Below are 1,109 nucleotides of genomic sequence, written 5' to 3'. Positions count from 1 at the left end.
GTGATACGGCAGGGTTTATCGGCCAAATAAACCAAAAGGATTTTGTATTTCGTATTTTAACACAATTTAGATAAATCGTCAACAACTATTGTCGAATAGAAAAAAGTAATAATTATCAGAGCACGGAATGCCGGCCGCCATCTTCAGGTCGAGGTATCCAGCCACTGTTTTATACCAAATGAATTCAGCGACAACGAAGGGGCTTGAGATGGATATTCGTCATCGCGCGAGCCGGGCTTGGCAGACATATCTCAATTATACATTCGAGTCAGGAAGTCTGACGGAGAGTGGAAATATTGTTCAAAATTGAGACTTGCCCAGACATATGGTTCGTTTTGGTGCCTACTATACGCATAAGAAATTTAATGGGATTTTGGATGCTCAATATGTGGGCGCGCGCCAGAAGGTCGATGCAGCGACAGGAGAATATAGGGCAGAGGACAGTTTCTTTCTCGCCAATTTATACCTTATATAATTTGAATCAACAGGCAAAGATTCAGCTAAACATCGAGAATCTCCTGAACCGTAAATTCTATGCCGGAGGGGCTGCCAAAGAACGGTCATATATGCTCAGCGTCAAATATATGTTCTGATGAACGGCGTGCTGACCGAACATCAACAGCATAGAATGATGCATAGCCTCGTGCAGCCCAATTAAGGAAACATTGATAAACTCAGCATCGCCGCATTGATGCATCTTTTTTCATGGAGTTAATTTACCGGTGCGTTTCGAAAGGACCTTGTCTTGTGATGTGATCAAAGGAAATGTGCAAGGATCAACAATATTATTTCCGTTGATGATTTTTAGCGCCACAGCAGGCGTCCGTAATGGATGCTTTTTTAATACGACAGTTCGGTGTCGGCTTTTCCGTTTAAATAGGGAGAGAATATTTGCCGATGTCGTATTTCGATTGCTGTGTGCATACAAAATATTTTGCAGAGACGCAAGGCGACACAAATAGACCGAATTACTCTGAATAAAACGCAAAAAACTGTGATAAAACGCACAAGAAGTTAAATTTAGTCTTGACAAAACTATCTGAATTATACTAAAATCACAATCAGGGTATACCTCTAGAGATTACTTAGCCGTTTCACCCTTCTGTTTT

The organism is Centipeda flueggei ATCC 43531 (assembly GCF_000160695.1).
Classification (GTDB): domain Bacteria; phylum Bacillota; class Negativicutes; order Selenomonadales; family Selenomonadaceae; genus Centipeda; species Centipeda flueggei.
This window is presented reverse-complemented; position numbering follows the sequence as displayed.